Genomic DNA, 23,835 nt, shown 5'->3' with positions numbered 1-23,835 from the left:
GCGCTTCTATCTGGATGGTTAGCGGTCGACGCGTGCCTCGCCGCCGCCCTCGAACGGCGTGTCGGCGGGGATGATCGGCGCTCAATCGCCCAGCGGATCGCGGAACGCAGGCGAGCGGGGTTTGCCGCCGTCGTCAGGGTGGCGACGGGCCGGGCTCAGGCCGCCGTTCAACGCGGGCATGGATGCAAAAGCGGGTTTCTTCACCGAAACGCGGATCTCGGCATAGGCCAACTTCACCGCTTCGACGATGAGCACCCCCGCGAAGGCGGGCCACAGCCCGGCGCCGGCGCGCTCCCATGCAGTCGCGGCGAACGGCAGATAGCGGGCGCGGAAGGGGGGCGCGAACAGGCACGGCGTCACGCCCACCGGTTCGAACAGCGCATCGCGAAGCAGGTCTTCCATCTGGCGGAGGCTGTACGGCCGCCCGTGCCCGAAGGGCGTAGACTCGAAGCGCGCCCATGCTCCGCGACGGTTTGGCGCGACGAGGATCAGGCGCCCGTGTGGCATCAAAACGCGCCAGATTTCGCGCAGGTAATTGTGTCGGGCGTCGACATGTTCGAGGCCGTGCACGACGAGCACGCAATCCACGGACTTGTCCCGCATCGGAAGTTCGGTGTCGGACACGAGGGCCGCGCGGAAAGGCCCCTCGCTCGGCCACTGAACGGCACCCTGCCGATAAGGCATCAGCGCGGCCGTGGTCCTCGCCTCACCGGAAAAAATGCGGAGATACGGAGCGGCGTAGCCAAGCCCCACGACATCCAGGCCGCTTACATTATCCCACCGCGCACGCACCCGGTGCGCGATAATGCGGCGTGCGTGCTGCCCGAGTGGCGACGCGTAAAAATCTCTGAGATGCGTGACGTCATCATACATAAAAACGAACCAGCATTTCGTCTAACCGGGTTTAATGCGCGGGTGGTTTATCCTAAGTCTGGGTGAGCCATATTGATCAGGTGCAGCAATGTCCCATCTCGAAGTTCGACTGTTTCCCTGTCTAAGCGATAATTTCGGCGTTCTGATCCACGATCCGGTTACTGGGGTCACCGCTTCCATCGACGCCCCCGACGGCGAGGCCGTTCGCAGGGAACTCGAAAGCGCGGGCTGGACGCTGACGCACATTCTCGTCACGCATCATCATTGGGATCACATTCAGGGACTTCAAGCCCTGAAGCGGGACTCGAACTGCACCATTTACGGCCCCGCAAGGGAAGCCGCCGAACTCCCGGTCGTCGATGTCGAGGTGCATGAAGACGACCGCATTCCCTTCGGGCCGTTCGAGGTGGAGGTGATCGAGACGCCGGGCCACACGCCGGGGCATGTCGCCTATTTCATCCCCGACGCCGTTCAGGCCGAGATCACGGGTCAGAAAAGCGGGCTGGCGTTCGTCGGCGACACACTCTTTTCGGTCGGATGCGGTCGCGTGAACGACGGGCGCTATTCCGACATGTGGCACTCGCTCGAAAAGCTGATGCGTCTGCCGGAGCGCACACTCCTCTATGTCGGCCACGAATACACGCAGTCGAACATCAAGTTCGCGCTTGCGGTGGAGCCGGAAAACATCGCGCTGCACAAGCGCAAGGAGGAAGTGGACCGGCTTCGCGCGGACGGCAAGCCGACGCTGCCGGTCACGCTCGCCAAGGAGCTTGAGACGAATCCGTTCCTGCGCCCGTTCAGCCCCGAAATCCGCAAATCGCTCGACATCGGCCCGGACGTTTCCGACGAGGCCGTTTTCGAGGAACTGCGGCGGCGCAAGGATCGCTTCTGAAGACATCGCACCGAGCGCGTCCCGCGCGCTTCCTCTGACACGTTTCGGGAGGCACCATGGCAAAGCGCAAGGCCGGCGAAAGCGAAGGCGACGCGGGCGATCCGCTTCACCCGAGGCTTGCAGACGCGCTGTTTGGCCATAACGAGGCGGAAGCGATGTTCCTGCGCTCGTTCAACGCGGGCGCGCTGCATCATGCCTGGCTCATCACGGGCGAGCGCGGCATCGGCAAGGCGAGTTTCGCCTGGCGTGCCGCGCGGTTCCTCTTGAGCCGCGACGGCGAGGCCGCAGGTTCGGGTCGCGCCCCGGCAACCAGCCTCGACGTGCCGTCGAGCCACCCGACCGCGCGGCAGATCGCGGCGGGCGCACACTCCTCGCTGTTCGCGCTGGAGGCTGGTGGCGCTTCGACCATCGGCGTCGATGAGGTGCGGAAACTGCGCGCATTCCTCGGCCTCACGAGCCCCGGCGGATGGCGCGCCATGATCGTCGACCCCGCGAACGACCTCACCATCGCCTCAGCCAACGCGCTGCTGAAAGCCGTGGAGGAGCCGCCACAGCGTACGGTGTTCTTCCTCGTCAGCCATGGCGCCGCCGCCGTATTGCCGACGATCCGCTCGCGCTGCATCAAGCTCGCGCTGCGCCCGCTCGATACCGCGCCATTCGCCTGCGCGGTGGAAGCGGCCTGCGCCCGCGCCGGTCTCGATGCGCCGGAAGCGGAGCAGATGCAACGGCTTCACGCGCTTGCGGGCGGTTCGGCGGGGCGCGCGCTCAATCTCATCGGCGGCGGCCTTCTCAAGCTGGCGGACAAGCTGGAGCGCGTGATGGACGGTCTTCGCCGCCCGGATCAAGCCGCCGTGCACGATCTCATCCAGTCGGCGAGCGGCGCCAAGAACGCCGATACCTTCGCGAGGCTTTGCGATCTCATCGAGGAGCGCATCGAGGCGCGAGCGAAAAGCGCGGCGCAAGGCCCAGGCTGCAATACAACGGAAGCTGCGCTTTGGGCCGTCGCGTGGCAGGGCTTCCGCGAGCGCCGACTAGAGACCGATGTGCTCAATCTCGATAAAGGAGCCTTTCTGTTGGCGGCATTTTCCGATATGGAACGTATTGCCAGAAAGGCGTGAGCTTTCCGCCCCAAACGCACCATTCCCGCCATCCAAACCTTTGCGCCATGACAGAACAACAAAAACCGCATTACACGATCACGACGGCCATTTCCTATCCGAACGGCGAGCCCCACATCGGCCACGCCTATGAGGCGGTGGCGACGGATGCGATGGCGCGCTTCAAGCGGTTGGATGGGCACCCGGTGTTCTTCCTCACGGGCGTTGACGAGCATGGCCTCAAGATGAAGCAGACGGCGGCCAAGGAAGGCATCACGCCGACCGAGCTTGCCGACCGCAACACCGCGAAATTCATTGAGATGCTCGAACAACTCGATGTCTCTTACGACGATTTCATCCGCACGACAGAGCCGCGGCACCATGAGTCGGTCGCTGAAATCTGGCGTCGCATGGAAAAGGCGGGCGACATCTATCTTGCCGGCTATAAGGGCTGGTATTCGGTGCGCGACGAGGCGTTCTATGCCGAGAGCGAGACTGTGCTCGGCGGGAACGGCATCCGCCTTGGGCCGCAGGGCACACCGGTCGAATGGACCGAGGAACAAACGTACTTCTTCCGGCTGTCGAAATACGAGAAGAAGCTGCTGAAATTCTACGAGGAAAACCCCGGCTTCATCATGCCCGCCGAACGCCGCAACGAGGTGGTGAGTTTCGTCAAGGGCGGCCTGCAAGACCTTTCGATTTCGCGCACGACGCTTGACTGGGGCATCCCGGTGCCGGACGCGCCGGGCCACATCATCTATGTCTGGGTAGACGCGCTCACGAACTACATCACGGCTGCGGGCTTTCCGAAAATCCGCTCCAAGGCGTGGAAAGAGCGCTGGCCCGCGCAGGTGCACATCATCGGCAAGGACATCACGCGCTTTCACGCGGTCTACTGGCCGGCGTTCCTCATGTCCGCGAAGTTGCCTCTGCCCGAGCGCGTCTTCGGCCACGGCTTCCTGTACAATCGCGGGGAGAAGATGTCGAAGTCGGTCGGCAACGTCGTTGCGCCGAAGGATCTGGTGGACGCTTATGGCGTCGATCAGGTGCGCTACTATTTCCTGCGCGAAGTGCCGTTCGGTCAGGACGGCAACATCACGCACGAGCAGATGGTGAACCGCATCAACGCCGACCTCGCGAACGACCTCGGCAATCTGGCGCAGCGGTCGCTTTCGATGATCGCGAAGAATTGCGCGGGCACGATACCGGAGCCGAGCGAAACCGACGCCGCCGATGAGCCGATCCTCGCCGCATCCGCCGCGCTTCTCGAAGCGAACCGGGAGGCCATCGACCAGCAGGCGCCACACAAGGCGCTGGACGCGATCTGGAAGGTGGTCGCCGACACCAACAAGTATTTCGCCGTTCAGGAGCCGTGGGCGCTGAAGAAGACGAACCCCGCGCGCATGGGCACCGTCCTTTGGACGACGGCGGAGGTTGTGCGGCGTGTGGCGATCCTCGCGCAGCCCTATATGCCGTCGTCGTCGGCGAAACTGCTCGACCAACTTGGCGTCGCGGCGGAAGATCGCAGCTTCGACGCGCTCGCGCATACGCTGAAGGCCGGGACGAAAATCGCCACCCCACAAGGCGTATTCCCGCGCTATGTTGAGGAAGAGGCGGCAAAGGCGGCTGCCGCGAGCTGATCCGGCCGCTCGAACGCGCGGGGTTTCCAGCGCGTTCATCTCGGCGCGTCGATGGCGCGCCCTTCGACCGAATGAGCGCGCGTGCGATCACATGCGCGTCATGAGAATTGATTTCCGGGTGCGATGAGATGGCGCTTCATTGCGGCTGGACTTCACCGCTGCGCTGCGCGTTAAAATCGGACAGGCCGGATTGGGCGCTCGCCTTCCGGTTTCCGCGATATGCGCCCCAACATCCGGGGGACTGGTCGAAAACATGCTTGTCGATAGTCATTGCCATCTCGATTTCCCGGAGTTCGAACCGCAACGCGACGACGTCATCGCGCGCGCCAGGGAGGCGGGCGTCGGCCATATGGTCACGATCTCGACGCGCATACGGAAGTTTCCGTCCGCCGTTCTGCCGATTGCCGAGCGCTACCCCGAGGTAACGTGCTCCATCGGCACGCACCCGCATTACGCGAGCGAGGAACGGGGCATCCCGCTGCCCGACATCCTCGCGTATACGCGCCATCCGCGTGTTGTCGCAATCGGCGAAGCGGGCCTCGACTACTTTTACGACAAGAGCGCGCGCGAGGATCAGCAAACCGTTTTTCGCAAGCATATCGCTGCGGCGCGGCAAACCGGCCTGCCGCTGGTGATCCACACGCGCGACGCGGAAGAAGATACCGCCGCGATCCTCACCGAAGAGATGGCGAAGGGGCCGTTCAAGGCGCTGCTGCATTGCTATACGAGCGGCCGCGCGTTGGCGGAAGCCGCGCTCGAACTTGGCCTTTTCATCTCGTTCTCGGGGATTCTCACCTTCCCGAAGTCCGGCGAGTTGCGCGAATTGGCGGCGTCCGTGCCGCTCGACCGCCTGCTGGTCGAAACAGACTCGCCCTATCTCGCGCCGCCGCCTTATCGCGGCAAGACGAACGAGCCGTCCTTCGTCAGGTTCACAGCGAAGGTGCTTGCCGAAACAAAGGGCGTGAGCGAGGCGGAAATGGAGCGCGCGACCACGGAAAACTTCTTCCGCCTGTTTGCGAAGGCGAAGGTCGCGGCGGCGCAGGTGGGGGACGGTGCAACATGACACTTCGCTTCACGATCCTCGGATGCGGCTCGTCCACCGGCGTGCCCCGCGTCGGCAATGACTGGGGCGCCTGCAATCCGGCGAACCCCAAGAATCGGCGGCGGCGCAGTTCCCTCCTCGTAGAACGCATCGGCGAGAGTGGTCGCACCGTCGCGCTGATCGACACCTCGCCGGACATGCGCGTGCAACTTCTCGATGCGGACGTGAAGCAGCTCGATGGCGTCGTCTATACGCACGACCACGCCGACCACACGCACGGCATCGACGATTTGCGCATGCTGTCCTATCTCCAGCGCCGCCGCATCGACCTATGGGGGGACGAGCGCACCATCGCCCTTTTACGCCAGCGCTTCGACTATTGTTTCGAAACGCCGCCAGGGTCGAGCTACCCCGCCATTGTCGAAGGCCACGTGATCGAAAATCACGCTCCGGTGACCATCGACGGTCCCGGCGGCCCGATCGTTTTTCAACCCTTCCGGCAGATCCACGGTGAAATCGACTCGCTCGGCTTCCGCGTCGGCGGTCTGGCTTATTCCTGCGATCTGAACGACTTGCCAGCCGAGTCGCGGCCCATCCTTCGCGATCTCGACGTGTGGATTCTCAACACGCTGCGCTACACCCCGCATCCCAGCCATCTCACGCTGGAAAAGGCGCTGGCGTTCATTGCCGAGATGAAGCCCAAGCGCGCGTTGTTGACGCATCTCCACATCGACCTCGACTACGACGACCTCGCCTCACGGCTCCCGGCGCATGTCGAGCCTTCGGTCGACGGTATGGTGCTGGAACTGAAGCGCTGAAGCGGGCGGAGTTGCGATGCGATTACACGCTTTTCTGACGCCAATTCAAGAAGCGAAGAAGGGGGCAGGCGGGAACACGGGTCGACAAAATCGTAGGTCATGAAAACAAGTGGGATATTTGCGTCACGTCTGTTTGGTCTGAGAAATGCGCAGCCGCCGGATAACGGAGACTGTATCTGCCCCCCTCGCGCAAGGCGGACGCTTCGTGGCTGGCGGTTTGGCCGCAAGCCTATCCTTGGCAGTGCCTTGCTCTATCAAGATGCCCCGTGTATCGTCCGTTAACAACATAGATTAATGGTGGTTGGGCATGTTGCAGCGTGACAGTGCGAAACGAACGACCTTCGATCGCCGGGTCAGGAGCATCAGGGCCGATGACGCTCCGCTCGTCGCCGAGTTCATCCTTCAAATCGCCCCCGTGTCCGACACTTTTAGACAGTCGCTGCCTGGTCTTTTGCGGCGGCTGATTTCAGAAGAGATCCTGGGCGGGATTGCAGTCGATTACGTCCATGACACCGGCGTGAAGGCTGAATCCGCTGCATTTGGCATTTCCGGTTTCGTGCACGAAGCTTGGGCCGCCACCTATCTCGCCTCGCCGTCGCCGCACATGTCCCTGACGTTGCTGCACGATGCGCTGAATGACCGGGGCGCGCCGCCCTTTCTCACCCTGAAGGACGTTGCCCAAGCCAATGCCGGTCATGGGCTGATACTGGTTCCTCTTTTCTGGTTGCAGCGGTCGTATGATCGCGCTGACCCTGAGGCGCATGCTCTCCTGTCTATTGCGCAGCAAAGCTTGTTGCGCGGCCATGAGGGCTATCTGCTGAGCCGCGTCATAAAGGAGGTGCCGGCCATCCTTTCCAGCGCCTTCGCCGGAGGAGGGTTCAAGGAGCTTGCCCGTTTTCCCGCCGGAACTCCGCTTGGCTTTTCGCCCGGGGCCTCGCTTGCGCAAGATCACATCGTCTACACGGTGGCGAGGTCGGATTTCGAGGGCGATTGGCCGGGCAAAGCCGTCGGGCGGTTGTTCGCGTATACCCCGCCGCGCTGTGGATTTACATACGCCGAGCAACAGATCCTTTTAAGAGCGATGAACGGTGTAACTGACGCGAGGATCGCGCGGGATCTCGGCATCAGCCTTGCCGCCGTCAATTTGCGCTGGCGGTCCATATACGGCCGCGTTGCCGACTATGCACCATCGGTTCTTCTGTCGGAGGATAGTTCCAACGGGTCGCGCGGCACCGAAAAGCGCAGGCTTGTGATCTCGTTCGTCGCCGATCATCCGGAAGAACTGCGACCTTACGGGGGCAACGGGCGAAGACAGGGCTCTACCGCTCGCCTTTGATCTGGCGCGGGAAAGCCGGGCGCATCGCCGCCCGCGCCTGCAATCAGCCGTTGAACGCAGGCCCGAGCCTCAGACAAACGGATCGCCGCTCATCCGCAAGCCGATCACACGCGTCGGTTGTCCGTCCGGTTTGTGGCGGCGCCTGTCAAGATTTCGACGGCTCTATCTCGGCAAGGGCCGCTTCGATCAGTTCACGCGCGCGATTAAGCTCGGCATGGCCGGCGATAACGCTGAGTTCCTTCAGCATGTCGGCGAGGTATTCGCGGCTATCCTGTTGAGAAAGAAATGCGAAATCCGCGCTTTCGGCCGACTGGGCTTGAGAATTGGGAGTGCTTTCTGACAGGACCGGTGATAAGACGCTGGTCATTGGGGGCTCCGTCGTTCCTTGCCTGCGACGTGTCTCGCAAGGCTGCTGGCCCACATTTATGGCCGGTTGCAAAGAAGATCAAATGCATCCTGTGATTGAAGGGAATTTGTTAAGAGTTTGTGGCTTTTGAGGAACAGATGCCGCTATCCGGTGGCTCTTGTGGTTTTGAAGCCGGTGCGGCATTATGTCAGATCCGCTGATAAGGGAAGTCATGGACCAGATTTTCAAGTCACTGCTCCGTGATCGCTGTCTGATCGGGGGCGAATGGCGGGGTGAACCGGCGCTGCCCGTCAGCAACCCTGCGACCGGCGCTTTCCTCGCACGTGTGCCGAATTTCGGGCGCTTGGAGACCCGCGACGCCATCGAGGCGGCGCACAAGGCGTTTCCGGCTTGGAGCGGGCTGCTCGCGAAAGAGCGCGCGGCGATCCTCAAGCGTTGGCACAACCTGCAATTGGCGCATGCGGAATCGCTGGCGCGCCTCATGACCGTGGAGATGGGCAAGCCGCTGGCGGAATCGCGCGGCGAAGTGTCCTACGGCGCGGCATTCGTCGAGTTTTTCGCCGAAGAAGCCAAGCGCATCTATGGCGAGACGGTCCCCTCCCCGCGCAAGGGCGGCCGCGTCATCGTGATGAAGCAGCCCATCGGCGTCGTCGGCGCAATCACGCCCTGGAATTTCCCATTCGCTATGATCACGCGCAAGGTTGCGCCCGCGCTTGCTGTGGGCTGCACGGTGGTTGTGAAGCCCGCGCCCGATACGCCGCTGACGGCGCTGGCGCTCGGTGCGCTCGCCGAGCAGGCAGGCTTTCCGCCCGGCGTCTTCAATATCGTGACGGGCGATGCCGAGGCCATCGGCGCCGAACTCACCGCGAACCCGCTCGTGCGCGCGATCACCTTCACCGGCTCGACACGGGTCGGCAAGCTTCTGATGCGCCAGTCGGCGGATACGGTGAAGAAGGTTTCGCTTGAACTTGGCGGCAACGCGCCCTTTATCGTGTTCGACGACGCGGACCTCGACAGGGCCGTGGAAGGCGCGGTCATCTCCAAATTCCGAAACATGGGCCAGACCTGCGTCTGCGCGAACCGCATCCTCGTGCAGGACGGCGTTTATGATGCCTTCGCCGCGAAGCTCGTCGCGCGCGTGGCCGCGCTCAGGGTTGGCGATGGGTTGCAGGCGGGCGTCGAGCAAGGGCCGCTCATCAACGAAGCCGGCCTGAAAAAAGTGGAAGACCACGTCGCGGATGCGCTCGCGAAGGGCGCGCGGCTCCTCGTGGGCGGCAAGCGTCACGCGCTCGGCCGCACCTTCTTCGAGCCGACGGTGCTCGCCGATGTCACGCCCGAGATGCGCGTTGCCACCGAAGAAACCTTCGGCCCGGTTGCGCCGCTGTTCCGGTTCAAGACCGAAGACGAAGCCATCGCGTTTGCCAACGGCACGCCCTACGGCCTTGCGGCATATTTCTATTCTCGCGACGTCGCCCGCGTATGGCGCGTGACGGAGCGCCTCGAATTCGGCATTGTCGGCGCTAACGAAGGCATTATCTCGACAGAGGTCGCACCGTTCGGTGGCGTCAAGGAATCTGGCCTCGGCCGCGAAGGCTCACGCCACGGCGTCGAGGAATTTCTCGAACTCAAATACATGTATCTTGGGGGACTTTCGGATTGACCGACATTCAAAACCTGAAGCGCGAGGCAGCCGCCGAAGCGCTTAAATTCGTCGAACCGGGCATGGTGCTCGGCCTCGGCACGGGCTCCACGGCTTCGGCCTTCATCGAACTCCTCGCGGAGCGGCTGAAGACGGAAGACCTCGATCTCACCTGCGTTGCCACCTCGGAGCAGACGAAGCGCTTCGCGGAGGAACGCGGCATCAAGATCGCGGACTTCAACACCATCGCCGATGTCGATCTGACCATCGACGGCGCGGACGAGATCGACCCGCAGTTGAACCTGCTGAAGGGCGGCGGCGGCGCGCTTCTGCGCGAAAAGATCGTGGCCTTCGCATCCGACCGCGTCATCATCATCGCGGACGCGTCGAAATATGTGGAGCAACTCGGCGAATTTCCGCTGCCTGTGGAAATCGTGGACTTCGGCGTGGCCGCCACGCTCGCCATGATCGAAGCCGCCGCCGAAGACGCTGGCTGTCAGGGCAGCATTGCGCTTCGCCGCACCGCCTCGGGCGACACGTTTCGCACGGATGGCGGCCATCTGATCGCCGACTGCGCCTTCGGCTCCATCCCGGACCCGGAAACGCTCGCGGATCTGCTCGATATCGTGCCGGGCGTGGTGGAGCACGGGCTGTTCATCGGTATCGCCGATGACATTTTCCTCGCGGCTCCAGACGGCGTCCGCCATTATAGCGCCGCAACGGACGACGAAGACGAAGACTAGTGGTTCCGATTCCGACATTTGCGTACCTTTGCAGCACGCTCGGAGCAAATGTCGGAATCGCGAGAACCGCTAGCAACTTCACGAGTCAAGTGGAGCTTTGAATTCGACATTTGAGCACCAACTCGCAGCAACCGGAACTCAAATGGTCAAATTCGCTCCACGAGCGAAGCCGCGCCGTTGATGCGCTTCAGAGCGAAGTGAACGCCGTTCACTCGACGAACCGCCTCATGAAGAAATGGAGTCTTTTCGCATTAATAAGCGAGAAGGCTCTTGATGGCGGGGCTGATACAGGAGCAACGGCATGCGCTTGAGATCGATCATCCCCGCATTATTCATGGCATGCGCCGCCCTCGCGGGCGGCGTAGCGCTTGCGTTGGAAACGCCGCCCCCCGCTTCAGCGCCCGCCAACCGTGAGGCAACGCCCGTCGATCCCGAAGCGAAGCGGGTCGCGCAGGCGCTGATCGAGGAAATTCTCACGGCCAGCCACGCGGCGGAAATCTACGGCGATTTGCAGCGCACCCTGCGCGACGTTTACATCCCGATGATGCGCGAGATCATTCAGGGCGGCTATCCCGGCATGCCGGACCCCAACCCGGAGGTGACGGCGCAACTCGCGAAACTTCTCACTGCGATGGACTATATGCGCAAGGCGGGTGAGGAACTCGACGTTGCGCTTGCGGAAAATCGCGGCGCGATCGTCTCCGACTTTGCCGCGCAGCTTGCGCGCGAGGCGAGCCGCGACGAGATCGCCGATGTCCGCGCCATGATGGATCTTCCGGCGGTGCGCAAAGGCTTTGACGTCCTTTACGCGGCGTCAAAGCTCATGACCGGCTACACCTATGAAGACAGTCGTATCGTGTCGGAGTTCTCGGCCTGGGCGAAACAGCTCGATGCCGCGAAGAACCTGAAGGGTCTGCCCGGCCTCGACGGAAATGCGGTTTCGGTGCCCTCCGCCGCGAAAGTCCGCAAGGCGCAGGCCGTGGTCGAAGACCTCATTCGCATCTCGCATCTGGAAGACACCGTGGCGCGCGTGAAGCGCTTTGCCCGCGACGTGTATCTGCCGACCGCCCCCGTCTCCGAGGAGGAGCGCGCCAAACTGGCGGCGCAGATCGATGAGTTTGAATTCACCTATAATATGCGAAAGGCGCTCGTGCTGGCGCTCGCGCCCTCGGTCGTGGCCTCCGTGCTTTCCGACGCGGACCTCGACACGCTACACCGCTTCGTTCTGACACCGTCCTTCGCGAAGGGCTTCGACCTTCTCAGCAATACCGTGGTCGCCGCCACCGCGTTCACGAAGGACGACATCCTTCAGGCGGAGAAATCCTTCGAGGATTTCGATCGCAAGGCGCAGGTGCGCGAGCGGGCGAAGAACGACGGTGAGAAAGTCACAGACGAGTGGCAGGCGCTCATCGATAAATGGCGCGAGAAGCTCGCGGATCGCCTGTCGCCGGAAACGCGGCAGGGGCTCGAACGCTCGCTGGACGATCTGGACAAGACCGGTTCACCGATCTGACGACGACGAGGAGCAGGAGTTGCTATCGGCTTGGCGATCAATGAAGCTCATGCGAACATCGCCGGAGCTGCAACCACAAAGAAACTCATGACATTCGATTACGATCTCTTTGTCATTGGCGGCGGTTCGGGCGGCGTCCGTTCAGCGCGCCTCGCTGCGAAGCTCGGCGTACGCACGGCCATCGCCGAGGAATACAAATTTGGCGGCACCTGCGTGGTGCGCGGCTGCGTGCCCAAGAAGCTGTTCGTCTACGCGAGCGAATTCGGCCGCGCCATCGACGACGCGAGCGGCTATGGCTGGACGGTCGAAGGCAAGCGGTTCGACTGGAAAGCGCTTGTTGCGGCGAAGGACAAGGAAATCGAGCGCCTCAGCGGGCTTTACTCCGGCGGCGTTGAGGCGGCGGGCGGCACCGTGTTCAACAGCCGCGCCGAAGTGGTGGGTCCGCACACCGTGCGGCTTCTAGCCGAAAATCGCACCGTCACTGCGGAGCGTATCCTCATCGCGACCGGCGGCCATCCGTTCCTGCCCGATATTCCGGGCATCGAACACGCCATCACCTCGAACGAGGCGTTTCACCTCGAAGAACTGCCGAAGAAGGTCGTAATTGTCGGCGGCGGCTACATCGCCGTGGAGTTCGCGGGAATCTTCAACGGCCTCGGCGTCGATGTTGAGCTTGTCTATCGCGGCGGTGAAATTTTGCGCGGCTTCGACCACGACATGCGCGAGGGGCTGACCTCGATCATGCGACAGCACGGCGTCACTATCACCTGCAACACGGAGCCGGCTGCCATCGAGAAGACCGACGCGGGGCTGATTGTGGCGACGAATCGCGACACGCGTATCGCCTGCGACTCGGTGATGTTTGCGACGGGCCGACGCCCCAACACGGTCGGGCTTGGGCTTCAGAGCCTCGGCGTCAAATGCGGCTGGAACGGGCGCGTGATGGTGAACGACAGCTATCAAAGCTCGGTGCCGAGCATCTACGCGGTGGGCGACGTGACCGACCGCGTGAACCTGACGCCGGTTGCGATCCGCGACGGCGTGGCCTTCATCGAGGCGGTTTACAAGAACAACCCGAACCCGGTGGACCTTGCGTTTCTGCCAACGGCCGTCTTCTCCCAGCCCGAAATCGGCACGGTCGGCTATACCGAGGAGGCGGCGCGCGAGATGTTCTGCGCGGTGGACATCTACAAGGCGGCGTTCCGCCCGATGAAAAATACGCTCGCCGGGCGCCCCGAGCGGACGATCATGAAGCTGGTCGTCGATGCCGATTCGGATCGCGTGATCGGCGTGCACATCCTTGGCCCGGACGCGGCCGAGATCATTCAGGCCCTTGCCATCGCTGTGAAGATGGGCGCGACGAAAGCCGATTTCGACAACACGATCGCGTTGCATCCGACGATGGCGGAAGAGCTCGTTACCATGCGCGAGAAGTGGACGCCGCCTGCGACGACCTGAGCGACGTTACTTCGATGGTGAGGGCGCCGCAACGCCCCCCCCCCCCGCGCCGTGGAGCGAGATCGACGGCGTTTGAACGAAAAGAGCCTTCTCGCGCATAAATCGCGGAAGGCTCTTTTTTTAGAAGCGCAGCTTCCGGCAAGCGGAGGCGCTTCGACGGATCACGCGTCCGCTGGCACCACGCTATGGCGTATGTCGCTCGCCGGTGTATCTCCCCGCGAAGGCACCGTGGCCTTCGTTCGCAGCAGCGGGATCATGGCGATCAGCGCCGCGAGGAGGAGAACGATCTCGATCGAATAGACGACGATATAACCCGTCGCCGGACCGAAGGACTGGTCGCCCCAGCTGGAGATGATGTCGCGGATAATGCCGCCGCTCGCAACCGCGAAACCTGCCGCTGTTGCCTGCGCCGCGCCCCATGCTCCGAGCGCGAGGCCCGTCTGATCCTTGGGCGCGAGGTTCATGGTCGCGGTCAGTGTGCCGTGGCCGAAAAGGCCAGCGCCGAACCCGATCAGCGACGTGCCGACCACGAAAAGCCAAGGCTGCGACGCCGGAGCCGCCATGATCACCGCGAGGAAGGCCGGAATGCCCACTAACGCGCCGTAAAACGCCATCCGGAACGGATCGAAGCCGCGGCTCAGCACACGCGACGCGAGCGCGAACCCTAGAAGGCCACCGACCGCGAGCGTGGCCGTGAGCTTCGTTGTAGCGCTGACCGAGAGATGCAGAATCTGGCCGCCATAGGGTTCAAGCAGCACGTCGTGCATGCTGAAGGCGGCCGTGCCGAGACCGACGGCAACAAGGCGACGAATCGCGCTGCCGCCTTGGACGAAAGCGGCCCAGGATTCTTGGAAAGTCGGGTCTTTCTGATTGCGCTCCTCTTCCGTCAGCAGACGGGAGGGGCGGCGCGCTTCCTGCTTCCAAAGGGCGATCGTGTTCAGAACGAGCGTTGCCACGGCCGCGCCCTGAATGACCTGAATCAGGCGGCCCGGCGTAAACTCGGTCAGCAGAAGGCCGAAAATGATTGCGCTCACGATCATGCCGAATAGCAGCATGACGTACATCAGGCCGACGACCTTCGGCTGAGATTCCTTCGGCGCAAGATCGGTAGCAAGGGCCAGGCCGACCGTCTGAACGGTGTGGAGGCCGGCACCGACGAGCAGGAATGCGAAGCCAGCCGCGAGATGCCCGATCCAGACCGGGACATGCATCTCACCTTGGCCGGACAGGATCAGAATGGCGAACGGCATGATCGCCAGTCCGCCGAACTGCACGAGCGAACCCTGCCAGATGAACGGAACGCGGCGCCATCCAAGAACGGATTTATGTGTGTCGGAGCGGTGCCCGATGATCGCACGGAAGGGCGCGAAAAACAGCGGCATCGACACCATGATCGCGACCACGGAAGCGGGAACGTTCAGCTCCACGATCATCACGCGGTTGAGGGTGCCGACGAGAAGCACGAGCGCCATGCCGACTGACACCTGAAACAGGGACAGGCGCAGAAGGCGGGACAGTGGAAGTTCCGGCGTCGCCGCGTCCGCGAAGGGCAGGAAGCCCGCGCCGCGCGAAAAAACGAAACCCGTTACTCGCTGGCTGATAGAAGTCATCGATCAAGCAACTCCAACAGAAGGGGCCGAATGGCCTCGTAAAACCTTCGCCGAATATGCGACCGGAAAGGAGCGCTTGCTCAGAAACGCCACAAAGCGCCGCAAGGCGACCCCTCGCCATCGCACCGCCTTCTCTGCCCGTGTCGTGTCCAGACAGCCTTCGGCTTCTGGCTTATCCCCCAAACGCAGCTTCACTCTAGAGTAAGAGCCGCGATGAGCTAGGCAGCCTGCGCGAAGCAGCTTTGTGAGCTGCGCGCAGGCTTAAAACTTCCGGCTTCGACGGCGCTCGATTGCTCGCGCAGACCGTTCGATGTCTCCCGCGAACGAGAGACGCCGAAAGGTGCCGTCTCACTATGCCCGTACAAGCGAAGGCCCAAGACCCCATGGGATCCGAGCCCTCGGTGCGGGCAGCGAGACGAAGCGATTTAGCGCACGACCGAGGTTTCGATCGAAGCGGTCTTGGCGGCAGCGCCGTCCCAGTACTTCGGGAACCACTTCGTGTGCCCGATCAGCGACGCGTGCACGAGCACGGCGATCAGCGTGACGGTACCGAGAAGGAGCGGAAGACCAACCTTCGGGGGAACGACGAGCCAGATGCCGGCCTGTCCATCAGTATCAGCCATAGTGAATTCTCCTATTTAAGATGAGAAAGAAAGATTAGTGGAGCCAGGGGGTGTAGATGTAGGCCAGAACATGCGCCACAACCGCAATCGCGCCGAACACGCGGGTGCCGTTGATGACGTGACCGTGCAACTCCTCGGCTTCCGCCAAGGTAAGACCCGTCGGATAAACCTTCACCGGATCAGCCATGATAGTACCTCCTTAAAAGGACCTGCTGGTTTCGTGCTGGAACCCGCACGCGGGGTGCTCACAGGCTGCCTGTCGAGCGAACGTGTGTCTTATGGCAGCTCGGGTGTAAGCATATGCTGACAATCGCATGCGTCAACCGGATTTGACAGCCGAAATCGGCTTTGGGGCATTATGACGCAAGGTTGAGCAGTAAGAAAAAGATGTGACACGCGCAAAAAGTCGCGGCTAAACTCGCAAAGCGCGGCATTCCGTCCGGAGAACGAAGTATTACGAAAAAAAATACGAAAGTTTTCTTTGGCAGGGGTAAAATTACGCTGGTAGAAAGCTGTGAATAACCCCGAAGATCGCAATTAATATTTACGACCAAAAAACGACAAACACTCGACTGCCGTGCCCCTCAGCCTCGCAGCTCACTAAATAATCGAACAGCGGCGAATTTGAGGAATGCAGACAATGAAATGGCCTTGGCTCGCAACGTCTTTTGCCGCATGCGTGGCTGGAACACGCAACTTCCCCGAGCGGGAAGCGCCCCTCCAGAGAGCACAAAAATAGCCGCGCTGCCTGTCAAGGCTTGGCACGGCCGAACCAACAAGGCATCTGCGTGGGGAGGAAAAACCGCGCAGATACAAAAACACCGTCCAACTGGAAGATGCCACCGCGAAAAAGCTACCCCGGAACGGAGTATACACTTCGCAGTCGCAAACCAGTCAGACGGCGCAAAAAAGTGAATTACTTCACCTGGGTGGCAACAGTCTTCGCGCCACCTTCCCAATAAGCCGGGAACCACTTCGTGTGTCCGATCAGCGACGCGTGCACGAGCACGGCGATCAGCGTGACAGTGCCGAGAAGCAGCGGGAGACCGACCTTCGGGGGGACGACCAGCCAGATGCCGTGTTGACCATCAGTATCAGCCATTTTCAGCTCTCCAGTTTTATAGATTGATTAGTGCAGCCAGGGCGTGAAAGCATACGCGAGGAAGTGAGCGACGAGAGCCGCCGCACCGAAGACGCGCGTGCCGTTGATGACGTAGCCGTGCAGCTCTTCGGCTTCCGCCAGCGTCAAACCCGTCGGATAGACCTTATTTGGGTCAGCCATGTGTAACTCCTTCAAGGATTTGGTTTTTCTCTGTGAGGGCCGCGTGCGGCTCTACGGCTTGACCATATTCCAGAGGTGTTTGGTGTCAATGAGAATTGACAGAAAAAGCGGGATTTGTGTCAATCTGCCACAAGCTCAGAGGCTCTCTTAAGCCTTGAGAACGCTCGTAAAAAAAGAATTAATCTAGGGCTTGAAGTATAGTGTCGTTTCGGGATGCAGAGAAAATCCGCGTCTTCGTTTCGAAGTTTGACGGGAGCCTGAAAAGTTTGATAGTCGGATCGCGCACTGAGGAGCAAGCAGTGATCGAGATTTACGGACGTCCAACAGCGTGGAATGTCAGAAAGGTGCTCTTCTTTATGGAAGATGCCGGCATTCCCTATCGGCGTATCGATTGCGGGCGCGAATTCAGACCGACGAATACGCCCGATTTTCTAGGCCTTAATCCGAACGGTCTGGTGCCCGTGCTCCGGGACGGATCATTCACGCTGTGGGAAAGTCACGCCATCCTGCGTTATCTCGCCGTGAAATATGGTCCCGATGGCTATTATCCCGTTGATTTGCAAAGGCGCGCGCGGGTCGATCAGTGGCTTGACTGGAAGCTGGGGCATGTCTCGCCCGCGCTTCGGGTGCTTTTCTTGCGGCATTTTCTCCGGATCGGCGAGTATACGGACCGCGAGGCGACCGACTGCGAGGCTGAAGCGAACCGGCTTTTCGCGATCCTCGACGACCGACTCGAAAATACGGGCGCGTATGTCGCGGGAGATGAGATAACAATCGCCGACAGCGCACTGGGCATGGCGGTGCATCGCTGGCTTAATCTTCCGTTGCGTCGCCCGGATCTTCCGCACGTGATTCATTATTATGAAAGACTGAAAAAGCTGCCGTCGTTCGAGAAGACGGTTTGCATCGGCATCCCGTAGGCATCGCTTATCATCGCGGGCGGCACCCGCTTCGGCGGGACCGGCGGACGCGAGCCGCCATACCCCGGCCGCCCGAAGCCCTCACCGCAATGCGGCTTCGCTCTTATAATCAGCCGCGACGCGCAACCCATGTGGTGATTTCGGCGGCCACCTGTTGGAATGCGATATTCAATGCGTGGATGCCTGCGTTCGGATCGGGTGCCGCAGCAGCCACGCGGGCATGGAAGCGCTTCGTCGTGATGATCGAAGACGTCCGCTCGTCCACGAGCTTCACGTAGACATCGACCACGGCTTCGGGGGCGCCAGAGGTTGCATCCACTTGGAAATCGCGAATCTCGATTGCCAGAGACAGATCGCCGGTGACGCGATCCTGATTGGTGAGCACCGCACGGAAAGCACCGGAATTGGCAAGCGTTTCCACAAGCCGCGCCTGGAACAACGCGGGAAGCCGGTCGCCCCATGCCGCGCCGGAAAAGTACGCGACGCGACCGTTCCCACCCTTGACGAGGATTTCCACGGTGTCGATCGTTTTGACTGCGACCGGAGGATAAACGGTGATTTGAATACCGCGCGCGCGCATCCGCTCCACCTGCGGCGCTTCGAGATCGAACGTCGCGGGCGCAGACTCGCCAACGAGCCCACCCACGGCACACCCGCCGAGCATCCCTGCCGCCACGATGGCCGCTATCTTACGCATCAGCCGCATGATGCCTCAAAGCCCCTCTCGATTCGCCCGACCGAATATAGGCGAAGTCGCCCGCTTCGATGGTTCAATTCCTCGCATGCCTGAAAGCGTTTTCCACCCATACCAGCCACGTGAAGAAAACGCGACAAATCAGATGTATTGAGATTTGTCTGCATTACTGCGCGCTCTCCAGCAAACGTACGCGCCTCAAGAGCACGGGCAGTTACGAATTTTACATTTGATGACGGTACCGCCAGCGGGCGTGAATCAAATGTAATATTCACTGCACTAGTATTTCGGCGACTGCTGACCGCCTAGAAGAAAGCCCGTAGGATTGCGGTCGATCTTCTGGACGACGCGGTCGAGGCTATCGACCAAGCGCCTGCCGTCTTTGGCCAAAAGCTCGAACTCTCGAAGCGAGCGATCTGCCTGCTGTGTAAGTGCACCAGACTTGTCACCGACCGATTTGTCGAGCTTCTCTGAAAGCTGCCGAATGGAAATCGCGGCCTGTTGCACTTGCGACACAATCGAATTGGGGTTGTCCGAGGATTCGCCAGCAAGTCTGTCGACCGCAGAGTCGATCTTCGCACTGACGGCCGCAAGTTTTTCCGAAAGTTGCCGCACGTTTTGAATGACGGCGGCAATGTCATCCTTCCGCTCGGCCATCATGCCCGTGAATGTTTCGAGGTTGGCGACGGTGCGATGGAGCGAGTCTTCATTATTCGCAATCAGGTTGTTCAGGCGCACAGCGAGCGCGCTCGCCTGACCCGCTGCGTCCGACACGCCGGCAAACAGGGAACCGCTCGCGCCCGGATCGGCGGAAATCACCGCGATCTTCTCGCCCGGCTTCGGCTCAAGCATCGGCATGTCCGGCGTGCCGGGCGTGATCTCCATCGCGACCCATCCCGCGAGCCCCTGCTGCGAGATGCGCGCGTGGCTGTTTGTGCGAACCGGCGTGTCCTGCCTGACCGAAATCAGGATGCGTACCTTCCGCGTATCCTCCGGCAAAAGCTCGATCTTGCGCACCGCGCCGAAGCGGATGCCGTTGAACATCACGGGCGAGGCAACGGTAATGCCCTGCACCGAGCCGTCGAGGATTACGTGATATGCCTTGCCGTCGCCGCCATCCGAGTCGTGCTTCATCCAGTAGATGAAGCCGAGCAGCGCCGCGATCAGCCCGAGGACGAAGATGCCCACGATGAGGTAGTTTGCCCGTGTTTCCATCTCAGGATGCCTTTGCGATTTGTCGGCCGCGCTCGCCGCAGAAATACTCCCGCACCCACGGATGGCCGGGATCGCGGACGAGGTCCATCGGCGCGCCCTCGCGCACGACGTGCTTGTCGGCCAGAACCGCGACGCGGTCGCATACGGCGAAGATGCTGTCGAGGTCGTGGGTGATCATGTAGACGGTGAGGCCGAGCGTTCGTTGCAGGCTCTGGATCAGCCGATCGAACGCCGCAGCGCCGATGGGATCGAGGCCGGATGTCGGCTCGTCGAGGAAAACGATGCGCGGATCGAGCGCGAGCGCTCGCGCCAGTCCGGCGCGCTTCCTCATGCCGCCGGAGAGTTCCGATGGGTATTTATAGGCCGCGCTAGGGGGCAGCCCCACCATCGCGATCTTGAGCAAGGCCAGCGCGTCCATGGTCTTCAGCGGAAGCTTCAAGTGCTCGCGCATCGGCACCTGCACATTCTGAAGCACGGTAAGAGAAGAGAACAGCGCGCCGTCCTGAAACAGGACGCCGACCTGCCGTTCGATCTTCACGCGTTCGGTCTTCGAGAGTGATGCGAAGTCGCTGCTGCCGAGAATTTCCACGCTCCCCGCCTCGAAAGGCAGAAGCCCGAGGATCGTGCGCAGCAGCACCGATTTGCCCGTCCCCGATCCGCCCGCGATGGCGAGGATTTCGCCCGCATGCACGTCGAGGCTGAGGTTTTCGAAGATGAGCTGCGTGCCGAAGTGCTTCGTCAGCCCGCGAATGCGGATCGCATATTCAAGCTGCGCGCCGTTCAACTGCGGTGCCGTCATGTCAGAACCCCGCCGCCGAGAGGAAAATGGCAAACACGGCGTCGAGCACCAGCACGAGGAAGATCGCCTTCACCACCGCCGTTGTCACCTGCGTGCCAACCGACTCCGCGCTGCCCTGAGCGCTCAAGCCTTCCAGACAGCCGACAAGCCCGATGACGAGCGCGGCGAACGGAGCCTTGATGAGCCCGACATAAAGATGCTTCGCCTGCACCGAGCTGTTCAGCCTTTGCAGATACATGTCGGTGTCGAGCGAGAGATAAAGCTTCGCCATGACGGCACCGCCCGCGAGCGCCATCATGTCGGCCAGGAAGACGAGAAGCGGCAGCGCGATCATCAGCGCAAGCACACGCGGGAGGACCAGCGTCTCGATGGGATCGATGCCGAGCGTGCGCATGGCGTCGATCTCTTCGCGCATCTTCATGGTGCCGATCTGCGCGGTGAAGGCCGAGGCCGAACGCCCCGCGACCATGACCGCGGCGAGGATCACGCCCAACTCACGCAGCGCTAGGATGCCCAGCATGTCGATGGACATCGTTTCCGCGCCAAATTTTTGCAGCTGGAAAGCGGATTGCTGCATCACGACGCCGCCGATGAGGAAGCTCACCAGCGCTATGATCGGCACGGCGGAAAGGCCAGTCTGCTGAAGCTGGTGGGTGAAGGCCTTTATGCGGAAGCGCCCCGGGTGCACGACGACGCGCCCGAGCGCGGCAGTCGTTTCGCCGAGGAACATGGTGAGGCGGATGGCATCGCGCCCGATGGAGGTCGCGGCGGAAAGGAAGCGGCGGAGGATCTCGACGGCTGCGCCTGCGCGCGGCGGCGGCGGCTCGAACGCAGCCGGGGCGGCGCGCGCGATCTCGTCAAGCAGGATGCGGTGCTCCGGGCGAGCGCGGAAGAAGTCGGCGGTTTTGGCGGCGGCCTTGCCATCCCTCAGCCCGACAAGGGTCAACGCGCCCGCTGTATCCAACCGCCGCACATCGCCGATGTCGATCTCGTGAGCGGCGCCGTGCGGGGCTTCGAAATCATCGACGGCGGCCTGCGCATCACCCAGCGCCGCGAGCGTCCAGTCGCCGGACACGATGAGCCTGCGCGTCCCGCGCTCCTCGGCGGAGCGGAGGCCCGGTTTTATGATCCGGTCCAGAACTGCGTCGTTGTCAGGCATTCCCGTCGTCAGACTTCTGAAAGAATTGTTAAGCCATAGCGAGGATTGGGTGTCGAGTCTGTGAAAAACTGTCGCAAACCTTCGCGCGACGTGTTCCTGCCAGTCAACCGTGACAAGAACGAGACGCCAAGAAACCGTGCGATTTTGTCAAGCGTTTGGAAAGGTTTACCCGCTAGTGTTTCTACAACCGATTTTCGAACACCCGGCGGCGAGTATGACAATCCTCACAATGGCTCCCCTGTCAGAGGCCGACTACTGCGCGATCGAGAGCGCGCTTCTCGCGTCGGACAAGGGCCGACGCTTCCTGCGAGCTTATGTCGACCGCAATCGCGGGCTTGAGACGCTTCGCCTGCTCCGGTCGATTTCGAGGCTACACCGCGCGGCGCTCGGTGTGCCCGGCCTCAACGCAGAGGTCTGCCGCGATCTTTCGGGCATTCTCAGCACCGTATCCAAGCACCGGCACAAGGCGTTCGATTGTTTCGACGAAGGAGACAAGGCGGAGCTTCTGCTTAACGGTATGGAGGAAATCGAGGCGGCCGTTATCGCCCTCATCGAATCGATCGAGGATCGCATGGCGGACTCATTGAACGAGGAACTCGAATCGCAGGCGCAGCAGCCCGGTTCGCCCGCCGCTCCCTATGCCTCGGACCGCACCGCAAAGCTTTTCGGCGAGCTTTCCTCCTATTTCACGACCGAAACGCGCTGAAGCGCTTTTGAGTGAAGCTGTTATCCAGCGCGCTTCTTCCCGCGCGCTGACGCTCAAATCCGACAAGCAGTTCCCGACGAACATACGCGGGACATACGGCGTCACGGGCAATTCCCGCGCGCCTTTGGGCTTGCGCCATATTCGCGCCCTACATCCTCCCAATGAGAACGTGTCTTTCCTGGCCGATACCGGTTTCCAAGCCGGCGGATCTGGCACGCCAGCGTCGCGGCGACGCTCCCCGCGAAGTTTGCGCAAAACCTACCCCAAGTTGAAGCGAGGCATTCTTGCAACGCTCGACCACTTAACGGATTGCAGGGCGCTCGATAAGACAATCAGAGGTTGATACAGCTAAAGGTTGCGGATAAGTCGTTAAGCAGACCTTAGTTGTTTCGAATCGGAAAAAGCCATGATTGTCATCGTCGACGACCGCGAAACGGTGTTGAACGGATATGCCGCCTGGTTCTGCCGGGAGGGCGTTTCTGCAACCGGGCTTGCACCGCATGACTTCCGGCAGTGGGTGAATACTGCACCGGAGCCGGATATCGACGCGGTTGAAGCCTTTCTGCTCGGCGACTTTCAGAATCGCGAGGAAGTGCCGCTCAAGATCAAATCGCGGTCCGGTGCGGCCGTCATCGCCATGAACGAAACGAAATCTTTGAACGATACGCTCGATCTATTCGCCGCTGGCGTGGACGATGTTGTGCGCAAGCCCGTCCATGTGCGCGAAATTCTTGCCCGCATCCGCGCCATCAGCCGCCGCTCGCAGCAGGAGGCGCAGTCTCAACCGCTTTCCGGTCGCATCCGCGTCTTCTCCGATGGTCGCGATCCCGAGATCGATGGCGAGCCGCTCCCGCTCCCGCGTCGCGAACGCCGCATTCTCGAATATCTGATGACAAACAAGGGCCGCCGCGTGACGAAGTCGCAAATCTTCAACTTCGTCTACGGATTGTTCGACGACGGCATCGACGAGAACGTCATCGAAAGCCACATCAGCAAGTTGCGCAAGCGGTTGCGCCAGCGGTTGGGGTCTGATCCGATCGATTCTCAGCGCTTCCTTGGCTACCGGCTGACTCAAGACTAAAGCGGGACTTTGAGACATGGCGTCTACTTCTGGCGCCTTTTTTCCTAATTTCAGGCCCGCGAAGCCGTGTCCGGTCTACGGCATGGTGCCACAAATCGGACGTTGCACGACGCTGTAGGTCTTTCGTGTTGACGGCTTTCCGCGTCAAATCGGGCCGATGCGGATCTTGTTCTTGTTGGTTCGGGTCCGACGAGCAGGGTGCGAGACATTCGCACGCTGCCAGCCGACTTAAAAGCGCTTGCCAACGGCTTGGCCTTTGTGAGGTTGTCGACAATTCTGCCTTCGGCCTGCGCAGCGGTGGTTTTGCTTGAGCGGTGCGGCCCAATTT

The 23,835-nt window shown here is 61.6% G+C and carries 24 protein-coding genes; 13 read left to right on the top strand and 11 right to left on the bottom strand.

Features of this window, described 5'->3' with window-relative positions:
* Window positions 1-81 precede the first annotated feature (81 nt).
* Window positions 82-873, bottom strand: a complete 792-nt coding sequence (locus RVAN_RS11790) for a class I SAM-dependent methyltransferase (protein WP_013419945.1) — start codon at window positions 871-873, stop codon at window positions 82-84.
* Window positions 874-961: 88 nt separating this feature from the next.
* Between RVAN_RS11790 and gloB the strand changes: the two genes are divergently transcribed.
* From gloB to RVAN_RS11760, 6 genes are all read left to right on the top strand, one after another.
* Entirely contained in the window at window positions 962-1,765 is an 804-nt protein-coding gene (gene gloB / locus RVAN_RS11785) for a hydroxyacylglutathione hydrolase (protein WP_013419944.1), read from the top strand.
* A gap of 56 nt (window positions 1,766-1,821) precedes the next feature.
* Window positions 1,822-2,883 (top strand): DNA polymerase III subunit delta', encoded by a 1,062-nt coding sequence (locus RVAN_RS11780; protein WP_013419943.1) that lies wholly within the window; start codon window positions 1,822-1,824, stop codon window positions 2,881-2,883.
* A gap of 47 nt (window positions 2,884-2,930) precedes the next feature.
* The gene (gene metG, locus RVAN_RS11775) at window positions 2,931-4,502 is read left to right on the top strand and encodes a methionine--tRNA ligase (RefSeq protein WP_013419942.1); all 1,572 of its coding nucleotides are present in this window, start codon (window positions 2,931-2,933) and stop codon (window positions 4,500-4,502) included.
* Between the two features lie 253 nt (window positions 4,503-4,755).
* On the top strand, window positions 4,756-5,565 hold the full coding sequence (locus RVAN_RS11770; RefSeq protein WP_013419941.1) for a TatD family hydrolase: 810 nt from the start codon (window positions 4,756-4,758) through the stop codon (window positions 5,563-5,565).
* Entirely contained in the window at window positions 5,562-6,362 is an 801-nt protein-coding gene (locus tag RVAN_RS11765) for an MBL fold metallo-hydrolase (RefSeq protein ID WP_013419940.1), read from the top strand. Before RVAN_RS11770 ends, RVAN_RS11765 begins: the two co-directional genes overlap by 4 nt.
* A gap of 307 nt (window positions 6,363-6,669) precedes the next feature.
* Complete coding sequence (locus RVAN_RS11760) at window positions 6,670-7,698, top strand: helix-turn-helix transcriptional regulator (RefSeq protein WP_013419939.1); 1,029 nt, start codon at window positions 6,670-6,672, stop codon at window positions 7,696-7,698.
* 145 nt (window positions 7,699-7,843) lie between these two features.
* Here the strand turns inward: RVAN_RS11760 and RVAN_RS11755 are convergent, their stop codons facing one another.
* Window positions 7,844-8,065, bottom strand: a complete 222-nt coding sequence (locus RVAN_RS11755) for a hypothetical protein (RefSeq protein WP_013419938.1) — start codon at window positions 8,063-8,065, stop codon at window positions 7,844-7,846.
* A 211-nt stretch (window positions 8,066-8,276) separates the two neighbouring features.
* On the opposite strand from RVAN_RS11755, the gene RVAN_RS11750 reads away from it, so the two are divergent.
* The 4 genes from RVAN_RS11750 (at window position 8,277) to gor (ending at window position 13,418) form a co-directional block, all read left to right on the top strand.
* Window positions 8,277-9,725 (top strand): NAD-dependent succinate-semialdehyde dehydrogenase, encoded by a 1,449-nt coding sequence (locus tag RVAN_RS11750; protein ID WP_013419937.1) that lies wholly within the window; start codon window positions 8,277-8,279, stop codon window positions 9,723-9,725.
* Window positions 9,722-10,447, top strand: coding sequence for a ribose-5-phosphate isomerase RpiA (rpiA, locus tag RVAN_RS11745; RefSeq protein ID WP_013419936.1), 726 nt, complete (start codon window positions 9,722-9,724; stop codon window positions 10,445-10,447). The genes RVAN_RS11750 and rpiA overlap by 4 nt, the downstream gene beginning before the upstream one ends.
* Before the next feature lie 301 nt (window positions 10,448-10,748).
* A complete protein-coding gene (locus RVAN_RS11740; RefSeq protein ID WP_013419935.1) occupies window positions 10,749-11,960 on the top strand; it encodes a hypothetical protein in 1,212 nt (403 codons plus the stop codon).
* A gap of 87 nt (window positions 11,961-12,047) precedes the next feature.
* Window positions 12,048-13,418, top strand: coding sequence for a glutathione-disulfide reductase (gor, locus tag RVAN_RS11735; protein WP_041789070.1), 1,371 nt, complete (start codon window positions 12,048-12,050; stop codon window positions 13,416-13,418).
* A 161-nt stretch (window positions 13,419-13,579) separates the two neighbouring features.
* On the opposite strand, the gene RVAN_RS11730 is transcribed toward gor, so the two are convergent.
* The 5 genes from RVAN_RS11730 to pufB (RVAN_RS11710) form a co-directional block, all read right to left on the bottom strand.
* Window positions 13,580-15,028, bottom strand: coding sequence for a PucC family protein (locus tag RVAN_RS11730; RefSeq protein WP_013419933.1), 1,449 nt, complete (start codon window positions 15,026-15,028; stop codon window positions 13,580-13,582).
* Window positions 15,029-15,453: 425 nt separating this feature from the next.
* A complete protein-coding gene (locus tag RVAN_RS11725; protein WP_013419932.1) occupies window positions 15,454-15,651 on the bottom strand; it encodes a light-harvesting protein in 198 nt (65 codons plus the stop codon).
* Window positions 15,652-15,685: 34 nt separating this feature from the next.
* Window positions 15,686-15,841, bottom strand: a complete 156-nt coding sequence (gene pufB, locus RVAN_RS11720; protein ID WP_127077862.1) for a light-harvesting antenna LH1, beta subunit — start codon at window positions 15,839-15,841, stop codon at window positions 15,686-15,688.
* 726 nt (window positions 15,842-16,567) lie between these two features.
* The gene (locus RVAN_RS11715; protein WP_013419930.1) at window positions 16,568-16,753 is read right to left on the bottom strand and encodes a light-harvesting protein; all 186 of its coding nucleotides are present in this window, start codon (window positions 16,751-16,753) and stop codon (window positions 16,568-16,570) included.
* Window positions 16,754-16,780: 27 nt separating this feature from the next.
* Window positions 16,781-16,933 carry a light-harvesting antenna LH1, beta subunit gene (gene pufB, locus RVAN_RS11710; RefSeq protein WP_013419929.1) on the bottom strand — a complete coding sequence of 51 codons (153 nt, stop codon included), beginning with the start codon at window positions 16,931-16,933 and terminating at the stop codon, window positions 16,781-16,783.
* 299 nt (window positions 16,934-17,232) lie between these two features.
* Between pufB (RVAN_RS11710) and RVAN_RS11705 the strand changes: the two genes are divergently transcribed.
* The gene (locus RVAN_RS11705; RefSeq protein WP_013419928.1) at window positions 17,233-17,853 is read left to right on the top strand and encodes a glutathione S-transferase family protein; all 621 of its coding nucleotides are present in this window, start codon (window positions 17,233-17,235) and stop codon (window positions 17,851-17,853) included.
* Window positions 17,854-17,962: 109 nt separating this feature from the next.
* Here RVAN_RS11705 and RVAN_RS11700 read toward each other — a convergent pair whose 3' ends face one another.
* From RVAN_RS11700 to RVAN_RS11685, 4 genes are all read right to left on the bottom strand, one after another.
* Entirely contained in the window at window positions 17,963-18,550 is a 588-nt protein-coding gene (locus RVAN_RS11700; RefSeq protein WP_169309545.1) for an ABC-type transport auxiliary lipoprotein family protein, read from the bottom strand.
* Between the two features lie 276 nt (window positions 18,551-18,826).
* On the bottom strand, window positions 18,827-19,762 hold the full coding sequence (locus RVAN_RS11695) for an MlaD family protein (protein WP_013419926.1): 936 nt from the start codon (window positions 19,760-19,762) through the stop codon (window positions 18,827-18,829).
* A gap of 1 nt (window position 19,763) precedes the next feature.
* Window positions 19,764-20,561 (bottom strand): ABC transporter ATP-binding protein, encoded by a 798-nt coding sequence (locus tag RVAN_RS11690; RefSeq protein WP_013419925.1) that lies wholly within the window; start codon window positions 20,559-20,561, stop codon window positions 19,764-19,766.
* Window position 20,562: 1 nt separating this feature from the next.
* Window positions 20,563-21,720, bottom strand: a complete 1,158-nt coding sequence (locus RVAN_RS11685) for an MlaE family ABC transporter permease (protein ID WP_013419924.1) — start codon at window positions 21,718-21,720, stop codon at window positions 20,563-20,565.
* A gap of 214 nt (window positions 21,721-21,934) precedes the next feature.
* On the opposite strand from RVAN_RS11685, the gene RVAN_RS11680 reads away from it, so the two are divergent.
* Both RVAN_RS11680 and RVAN_RS11675 read left to right on the top strand, forming a co-directional pair.
* Window positions 21,935-22,426, top strand: a complete 492-nt coding sequence (locus RVAN_RS11680; RefSeq protein ID WP_013419923.1) for a hypothetical protein — start codon at window positions 21,935-21,937, stop codon at window positions 22,424-22,426.
* Window positions 22,427-22,832: 406 nt separating this feature from the next.
* A complete protein-coding gene (locus RVAN_RS11675) occupies window positions 22,833-23,507 on the top strand; it encodes a response regulator transcription factor (RefSeq protein WP_013419922.1) in 675 nt (224 codons plus the stop codon).
* The last annotated feature ends 328 nt before the right edge of the window (window positions 23,508-23,835 follow it).

The sequence above is a fragment of the Rhodomicrobium vannielii ATCC 17100 genome (genome assembly GCF_000166055.1).
GTDB lineage: Bacteria > Pseudomonadota > Alphaproteobacteria > Rhizobiales > Rhodomicrobiaceae > Rhodomicrobium > Rhodomicrobium vannielii.
This window is presented reverse-complemented; position numbering and strand designations above follow the sequence as displayed.